Annotated in this window: 8 protein-coding genes and 1 pseudogene; 8 read left to right on the top strand and 1 reads right to left on the bottom strand. The window is 71.7% G+C overall.

Going from position 1 to position 7,047, the window contains the following annotated elements:
* Positions 1 to 175 precede the first annotated feature (175 nt).
* The 6 genes from secY to rplQ all read left to right on the top strand — a co-directional run bounded on the left by secY (position 176) and on the right by rplQ (position 4,804).
* Positions 176 to 1,519 (top strand): preprotein translocase subunit SecY, encoded by a 1,344-nt coding sequence (gene secY / locus FK498_RS16020; protein WP_141856295.1) that lies wholly within the window; start codon positions 176 to 178, stop codon positions 1,517 to 1,519.
* A complete protein-coding gene (locus FK498_RS16015; protein WP_141856293.1) occupies positions 1,516 to 2,163 on the top strand; it encodes an adenylate kinase in 648 nt (215 codons plus the stop codon). Before secY ends, FK498_RS16015 begins: the two co-directional genes overlap by 4 nt.
* 214 nt (positions 2,164 to 2,377) lie before the next feature.
* The gene (rpsM, locus tag FK498_RS16010; RefSeq protein WP_141856291.1) at positions 2,378 to 2,755 is read left to right on the top strand and encodes a 30S ribosomal protein S13; all 378 of its coding nucleotides are present in this window, start codon (positions 2,378 to 2,380) and stop codon (positions 2,753 to 2,755) included.
* A 43-nt stretch (positions 2,756 to 2,798) separates the two neighbouring features.
* Positions 2,799 to 3,188, top strand: a complete 390-nt coding sequence (gene rpsK, locus FK498_RS16005; protein ID WP_141856289.1) for a 30S ribosomal protein S11 — start codon at positions 2,799 to 2,801, stop codon at positions 3,186 to 3,188.
* 136 nt (positions 3,189 to 3,324) lie between these two features.
* Complete coding sequence (locus tag FK498_RS16000; protein WP_141856287.1) at positions 3,325 to 4,341, top strand: DNA-directed RNA polymerase subunit alpha; 1,017 nt, start codon at positions 3,325 to 3,327, stop codon at positions 4,339 to 4,341.
* A 31-nt stretch (positions 4,342 to 4,372) separates the two neighbouring features.
* A complete protein-coding gene (gene rplQ / locus FK498_RS15995) occupies positions 4,373 to 4,804 on the top strand; it encodes a 50S ribosomal protein L17 (RefSeq protein WP_141856285.1) in 432 nt (143 codons plus the stop codon).
* Between the two features lie 210 nt (positions 4,805 to 5,014).
* Here rplQ and FK498_RS15990 read toward each other — a convergent pair whose 3' ends face one another.
* A complete protein-coding gene (locus FK498_RS15990) occupies positions 5,015 to 5,980 on the bottom strand; it encodes a tripartite tricarboxylate transporter substrate-binding protein (protein ID WP_141856283.1) in 966 nt (321 codons plus the stop codon).
* Positions 5,981 to 6,095: 115 nt separating this feature from the next.
* Here FK498_RS15990 and FK498_RS15985 point away from each other — a divergent pair, with 115 nt between their 5' ends.
* Positions 6,096 to 6,839: a GntR family transcriptional regulator gene (locus tag FK498_RS15985; protein WP_141856281.1), complete on the top strand. Its 744-nt coding sequence runs from the start codon at positions 6,096 to 6,098 to the stop codon at positions 6,837 to 6,839.
* Positions 6,836 to 7,047: pseudogene (locus FK498_RS15980) on the top strand (hypothetical protein); the annotation flags it as partial. The gene FK498_RS15985 and the pseudogene FK498_RS15980, both read left to right, overlap by 4 nt.

The following is a 7,047-nucleotide window of genomic DNA, read 5'->3' as shown; positions in this document are numbered from 1 at the left end:
GTCACGCTCACAGCCGCGCCGGCCGCGCCCTCGGCCGAGGGCTGAGCGGGCCGCGCCGGACCGCGGGGTCGGCGATCACGGCATGGCGCGTCCGGCGCATCGGCGCTTGATCGGCCGGCGCGGCGGCGGGCACGCTCCGCGCCGGTTCCCGCAGATCTGATCGATCGGAGCATCCATGGCCTCGGCCGCCGAGCAGCTTGCCGCCAACCTGAACTTCGGCGCCTTCGCCAAGGCGACCGAGCTCAAGAAGCGCCTCTGGTTCACGCTGGGCGTGCTGATCGTCTACCGGATCGGCACCTACATCCCCGTGCCCGGGATCGACGCGGCGGTGATGGCCGAGCTCGTGCGCACGCATGGCGGCGGCATCCTCGGCATGTTCGACATGTTCACCGGCGGCGCGCTCGGCCGCATGACGGTGTTCGCGCTGAACATCATGCCCTACATCTCGGCCGCCATCATCATGCAGCTGATGACGGCGGCGAGCCCCACGCTCGAACAGCTCAAGAAGGAGGGCGAGCAGGGGCGCAAGAAGATCAACCAGTACACGCGCTACCTGACCGTGCTGATCGCGACGGTGCAGGCCTACGGCATCGCGGTCGGTCTGGAGGGCGTGCAGGGCACGACCGGCCCGGCGGTGGCGGAGCCCGGGATGTTCTTCCGCTTCTCGGCGGTGGTGACGCTGGTGGGCGGGACGATCTTCCTGATGTGGCTCGGCGAGCAGATCACCGCGCGCGGGGTCGGCAACGGCATCTCGCTGATCATCTTCTCGGGGATCGTGGCGAACCTGCCCTCGGCGCTCGCGGCGACGCTGGAGCTCGGCCGCACCGGCGCGATCAGCACCTTCGTGCTGCTGTTCCTCATCGTCATGGCGGTCGCCGTGATCGCTGCGGTGGTGTTCGTCGAGCGGGCGCAGCGGCGCATCATCGTGCAGTATCCGAAGCGCCAGGTCGGCAACCGGATGTTCGGCGGCGACTCGACCCACCTGCCGCTGAAGATCAACACCTCGGGCGTGATCCCGCCGATCTTCGCCTCGTCGCTGCTGCTGCTGCCCGTGACGGTGGCCGGGTTCTCGGCCGAGGGCGGGCCGGAATGGCTGGCCCCGATCACCGCGGCGCTGGCGCACGGCCAGCCGCTCTACATGATCCTCTACGCCGCGCTGATCGTGTTCTTCGCCTTCTTCTACACCGCGGTGGTGTTCAACCCGACCGAGACGGCGGACAACCTGAAGAAGTACGGCGGCTTCATCCCCGGCATCCGGCCCGGCCAGAACACCGCCGAGTACTTCGACTACGTGCTGACACGCCTGACCACGCTGGGCGCGATCTATCTGGTGGTGATCTGCCTGCTGCCCGAGTTCCTGATCGCGCGCTACGCCGTGCCGTTCTACTTCGGCGGCACGTCCCTGCTCATCATCGTCACCGTGACGATCGACACGGTGGCGCAGATCCAGTCGCACCTGATCGCGCACCAGTACGAGGGGCTGATCAAGAAGGCGCGGCTCAGGGGGGCGCGCAAGTGAACCTGATCCTGCTCGGGCCCCCCGGGGCGGGGAAGGGCACCCAGGCGAAACGGCTCCAGGCGGCATACGGGATCGCCCAGATCTCGACCGGCGACATGCTGCGCGCCGAGGTCGCCTCGGGCAGCGCGATCGGCCGCGAGGCCAAGGCGATCATGGAGTCGGGCGCGCTGGTGCCGGACGCGATGATCACCGCGATGCTGGCGGCGCGGATCGAGGCGCCGGACTGCGCGCGGGGCTTCATCCTCGACGGCTTCCCGCGCACCCTCGCCCAGGCCGAGGCGCTCGACCGGATGCTGGCCGAGAAGGGCCGCCGCCTCGACCATGTGATCGAGCTCAGGGTGGACGATGCCGCGCTGGTCGAGCGCATCTCGGGCCGCTTCACCTGCGCGGCGTGCGGCGAGGGGTACCACGACAGCTTCAAGCGCCCGAAGGTCGAGGGCGTGTGCGATGTCTGCGGCGGCACCGAGTTCGTCCGCCGCGCCGACGACCGCGCCGAGACGGTCGCCGCCCGGCTCGAGGCCTATCACCGCCAGACCGCGCCGCTGCTGCCCTACTATCGGGCGCAGGGGCGGCTGGTGAGCGTGGACGGCATGGCGGCGATGGACGAGGTGACGCGCCAGATCGAGGCCGCGCTCGCGCGGTGACGCGCGGCGTCCGGCGCGCGGGACGTCTGCCCTGCGCGGGCCGGCGTTGACAGCGGGGCCGCGCGGCCTATAGTGCGCGGCCTCCGGCGGCCCTCCGGGTCGGCCGCCGTCGCCGTTTGTGCCGAGATATCACCCTGCCGCCACGGCCCTTGGCCGGCGGGGTCGGGCGTGCCCCCCGGAGGCGCGCGGACGGGCCAGGACGTGGAGCGGGGACGTGGCGCGCATCGCCGGCGTGAACATTCCGACCAACAAGCGGGTGACCATCTCGCTGCGCTACATCTACGGGATCGGCCCGGCGAAGGCGCAGGAGATCTGCCGGGCGCTGAACATCCCGGACGACCGGCGCGTGAACCAGCTCACCGACGAGGAGATCCTGCGCATCCGCGAGCTGATCGACCGCAACTATCGCGTCGAGGGCGATCTCCGGCGCGAGGTGGCGATGAACATCAAGCGGCTGATGGATCTCGGCTGCTATCGCGGCCTGCGCCACCGCCGCGGCCTGCCGGTGCGCGGCCAGCGCACCCACACCAATGCCCGCACCCGCAAGGGCAAGGCGGTGCCGATCGCCGGCAAGAAGAAGGCGACGAAGTAGCCGTCACGCTGCCGGCACCACAGACCGAGGACAGACACGACCCATGGCGAAGCCTGCCGCGCGCCCGCGCAAGAAGGAGCGCAAGAACATCACGTCGGGTGTCGCCCACGTGAACGCCTCCTTCAACAACACGATGATCACGATCACCGATGCCCAGGGCAACGCGATCTCCTGGTCCTCGGCCGGCATGATGGGATTCAAGGGCAGCCGCAAGTCCACTCCCTATGCCGCCCAGGTCGCGGCCGAGGACGCGGGGCGGAAGGCGCGCGAGCACGGCATGGAGGTGCTGGAGGTCGAGGTCTCCGGCCCCGGTTCGGGCCGCGAGAGCGCCCTGCGCGCGCTGCAGTCGGTCGGCTTCCAGATCACCGCGATCAAGGATGTGACGCCGATCCCGCACAACGGCTGCCGGCCGCGCAAGCGCCGGCGCGTCTGAGCGAGGCATCCATCGCGGGGCGCGGCGGGATGCCGCGCCCCGTCCCCGTGCCGCGGTTCCGCGCGGGGAGAGGCTGAGGCGCCGCCGGACAGGGCGCCGCCGACGGACCGCAGGACTGAAGGCGAGAGGTTCAGCCGTGCTGCAGAAGAACTGGCAGGCTCTGATCAAGCCGAGCAAGCTCGAGATCGATCCCGGTCACGACCCGCACCGTGTGGCGACCGTGATCGCCGAGCCGCTGGAGCGCGGGTTCGGCATGACGCTCGGCAACGCGCTGAGGCGCGTGCTCCTGTCCTCGCTGCAGGGCGCGGCGGTCACCGCGGTGCAGATCGACGGCGTGCTGCACGAGTTCAGCTCGATCCCCGGCGTGCGCGAGGACGTCACCGACATCGTCCTGAACATCAAGCAGCTCGCGATCCGGATGCACTCGGACGGGCCGCGGCGCATGACGCTGTCGGCCACCGGCCCCGGCGAGGTGCGCGCCGGCCAGATCGAGGCCGGGCACGACATCGAGATCCTGAACCCCGACCTCGTGCTGTGCACGCTGGACGACGGCGTGAAGCTGGGCATGGAGTTCACGGTCAACACCGGCAAGGGCTATGTGCCGGCGGCCGAGAACCGCGCCGAGGACGCGCCGATCGGCCTCATTCCCGTCGATGCGATCTACTCGCCGGTGCGGCGCGTGGCCTACCGCGTCGAGCCGACCCGCGTCGGCCAGATGACGAACTACGACCGGCTGCTCCTGACGGTCGAGACCAACGGCACGATCGGCGCCGAGGATGCGGTGGCGCTGGCCGCGCGCATCCTGCAGGACCAGCTCCAGCTCTTCATCAATTTCGAGGAGCCGCGCCAGATCAGCCACGAGGAGGCGCGCGAGGACCTGCCGTTCAACCGCAACCTGCTGCGCAAGGTGGACGAGCTCGAGCTGTCGGTGCGCTCGGCGAACTGCCTGAAGAACGACAACATCGTCTATATCGGCGATCTCGTGCAGAAGACCGAGCAGGAGATGCTGCGCACGCCGAATTTCGGGCGGAAGTCGCTGAACGAGATCAAGGAGGTGCTGGCGGCGATGGGGCTCTCGCTCGGCATGACGGTGCCGGGCTGGCCGCCCGAGAACATCGAGGATCTGGCGAAGAAGCTCGAGGAGCCCTATTGAGGGCGGCCTGAGGAAGAAGGGTTAGACGACCATGCGCCACCGTGTCGGCGGCACCAAGCTCAGCGTCACCAGCACGCATCGCGCGGCGATGTTCCGCAACCTGGCGGTGGCGCTGCTCAAGCACGAGCAGATCACCACCACGCTGCCGAAGGCGAAGGCGCTGAGGCCGGTGGCGGAGAAGCTGATCACGCTCGGCAAGCGCGGCGGCCTGCATGCGCGCCGTCAGGCCCATGCGCAGCTGCGCGACGAGGCGATCGTCGCGAAGCTGTTCGGCCCGCTGGCCGAGCGTTACGCGCAGCGCCCGGGCGGCTACTGCCGCGTGCTCAAGGCCGGGTTCCGCTACGGCGACATGGCGGCGATGGCGGTGATCGAGCTGGTGGAGCGGGATCGCGACGCCAAGGGCCAGGACAGCGGCCCGAAGCCCGAGCCGAAGGACGAGGCCGAGGAGGAGCAGGCGGCCTAGCCGCGGTTCCAGGGGGATGCGCGAAGGGGGCACGGAGCCGTTTCCGCACTGTCGGAAACGGCTCCTCTCCTGTCTGGGGCGCGCCTCGTCACCCGATCAGGCATACGCCCAATCGGGAGCCGCGCGCGGCCCCCTTCGCCGTTTTCTCTCAGTTCGGCGTGATCCCCGCGGCCTTCACCGCCGGCGCCCCGCGTTCCGCGTCCGGACCGGTCAGTCGACGCTGATCCTCGCCTCGGCGACCAGCCGCGCCATGCGGGCGCGGCTCTCGGCGACGAAACGGGCGAACTCGGCGCGCGGACTGCCGACCGCCAGCGCGCCGAGCGTCTCGATCCGGCTCTTCACCGCGGGCTGCGCCAGCGCGTGCAGCGCGGCCGCGTGCAGCCGGTCGAGCGCGGCCTCGGGCACACCAGCGGGGGCGTAGAGCCCGTTCCATTCGTTCAGCGTGTAGCCCGGATAGCCGCTCTCGGCGATGGTCGGCACCTCGGCAAGCACGGGCACGCGCGCGGTGTGGGTGGTGCCGAGCGCGCGCAGCCGCCCGGCCTGGATGTGCCCGAGCGCCGAGGCGACGGTGGCCATGTGCCAGTGGATGTTGCCGGCGAGCAGGTCCTGCACGGCCGGGCCGCCGCCGCGATAGGGCACGTGCACGAGCTCGAACCCGGCGGACTGGGCGAACAGCGCGCCGGCGAGATGCGACGAGGTCGCGTTGCCGGAACTGCCGAAGCTGAGCCCGCCCCGGCGGGTCTTCGCCTCCTGCACGAACTCGGCGAGCGTGCGCGCCGGGAAGGAGGCGTTCACGACCAGGAGCTGCGGCCAGACGGTCACCTGGGTGATCGGCGCGAAGGCGGTGGCGTAGTCGAAGGAGAGGCCCTTCAGGATCGCGGGATTGACGACATGCGCCCCCGCGTCGAGCAGCACCGTGTGCCCGTCCGGCGCGGCCTGCGCCACGACTCCCGCACCGATCGCTCCGCCCGCGCCGCCGCGGTTCTCGACCACGACCGGCTGGCCGAGGAACGCGGCCATGGGCTCGGCGACCAGTCGCGCGGCGGTGTCCGCCCCGCCTCCGGGCGGATAGGGCACGACCAGGCGGATGGGACGGGTGGGAAAGCCCTGGGCGTGCCCGAGCGCGGGTGCTGCGAGCAGGCCGGCGAGCGTGGCGCGTCGGGTGAGGCGGGGCATGCGGTCCTCCCTGGAGGTCGGTTTGGCAGGGATCATGCACCACGGGTCAAGTCCTGCAAAGGAGTGAATAAGTGCCCTTGCGACGGAGGCCGCCCGCCTCCAGACTGGCCGCGCCATGCGAGCGCCGGCCCGCACGCTTCTCGATCCCCGCCTGCCGCTGCACGCGCGCCTGCGCGACGACCTCGCGCGCCGCCTCGCCGCCGGCGAGTGGCCTCCGGACACCGCGCTGCCCTCCGAGACCGCGCTCGCCGCCGCCTACGGCGTGGCGGTGAACACGCTGCGCCGCGCCCTGGAGCAGCTCGCGCGCGAGGGGCTGCTCGAGCGCCGGCAGGGCCGCGGCACCTTCGTGCGCCGCCCGGCGCTGCGCGGCTCGATGCTGCGCTTCTTCCGCCAGGCCGAGCGCGAGGGGGGGGGCGAGATCGTGCCCGAGAGCCGGATCCTGCACCGTGCGGTCGCCGCCCTGCCTGCCTGGGCGGCGGCCGGGCTCGGTGTTGCGCCCGGGCTGCGCGGGCTCCGGCTCGACCGGGTGCGGCATTGGGGCGGGGCGCCCTTGCTGGTGGAGGAGATCTGGCTCCGCCTGCCCGATTTCGCGCGCCTGGCGCGCCGGCCGCCCGAGGCCTTCGGCGCGCTGCTCTACCCGCTCTACGAGAGCGAGTGCGCGCGCGTGGTGGCGCGGGTCGAGGACGAGATCACGGTCGGGCGGGCCGATGCCGAGCTCGCCGGCCGCCTCGCCATCGCCGCGGGCGAGCCGGTGGTCGAGGTGGGCCGGGTCGCCTTCACGGCCGACGGTGTCGCGATCGAGGCGCGGCGCGCCTGGGGGCGTGCCGACCGGTTCCGCTACCGGGCGACCGCGACATGATGTTCGACGCCCATCTCCACATCTTCGATCCCGCCCACCCGCTGACGGCGAACCAGGGCTTCGTGCCGGCTCCCTTCACGGTCGCCGAGTATCGCGCGCGCGTCGCGCCGCTTGGCGTGGTCGGCGGCGCGGTGGTCGCGGCCTCGCCCCAGGGCGCCGACCCGGCGCCGCTGCTCGCCGCCGAGGCCTGGGCCCGTGCCGCCTTCGC

The sequence above is a fragment of the Elioraea sp. Yellowstone genome (genome assembly GCF_006704265.1).
Taxonomy (GTDB): domain Bacteria; phylum Pseudomonadota; class Alphaproteobacteria; order Acetobacterales; family Acetobacteraceae; genus Elioraea.
Note: the sequence above shows the minus strand (reverse complement) of the source record. Positions and strands in the feature narration are given on the sequence as shown.

Bases quoted from the DNA above. Each gene is read 5' to 3' on its own strand.
- FK498_RS15990 (WP_141856283.1), bottom strand. From the start codon at position 5,980: ATGCCCCGCCTCACCCGACGCGCCACGCTCGCCGGCCTGCTCGCAGCA.
- FK498_RS15985 (WP_141856281.1), top strand. From the start codon at position 6,096: ATGCGAGCGCCGGCCCGCACGCTTCTCGATCCCCGCCTGCCGCTGCAC.
- rplQ (WP_141856285.1), top strand. From the start codon at position 4,373: ATGCGCCACCGTGTCGGCGGCACCAAGCTCAGCGTCACCAGCACGCAT.
- rpsK (WP_141856289.1), top strand. From the start codon at position 2,799: ATGGCGAAGCCTGCCGCGCGCCCGCGCAAGAAGGAGCGCAAGAACATC.
- secY (WP_141856295.1), top strand. From the start codon at position 176: ATGGCCTCGGCCGCCGAGCAGCTTGCCGCCAACCTGAACTTCGGCGCC.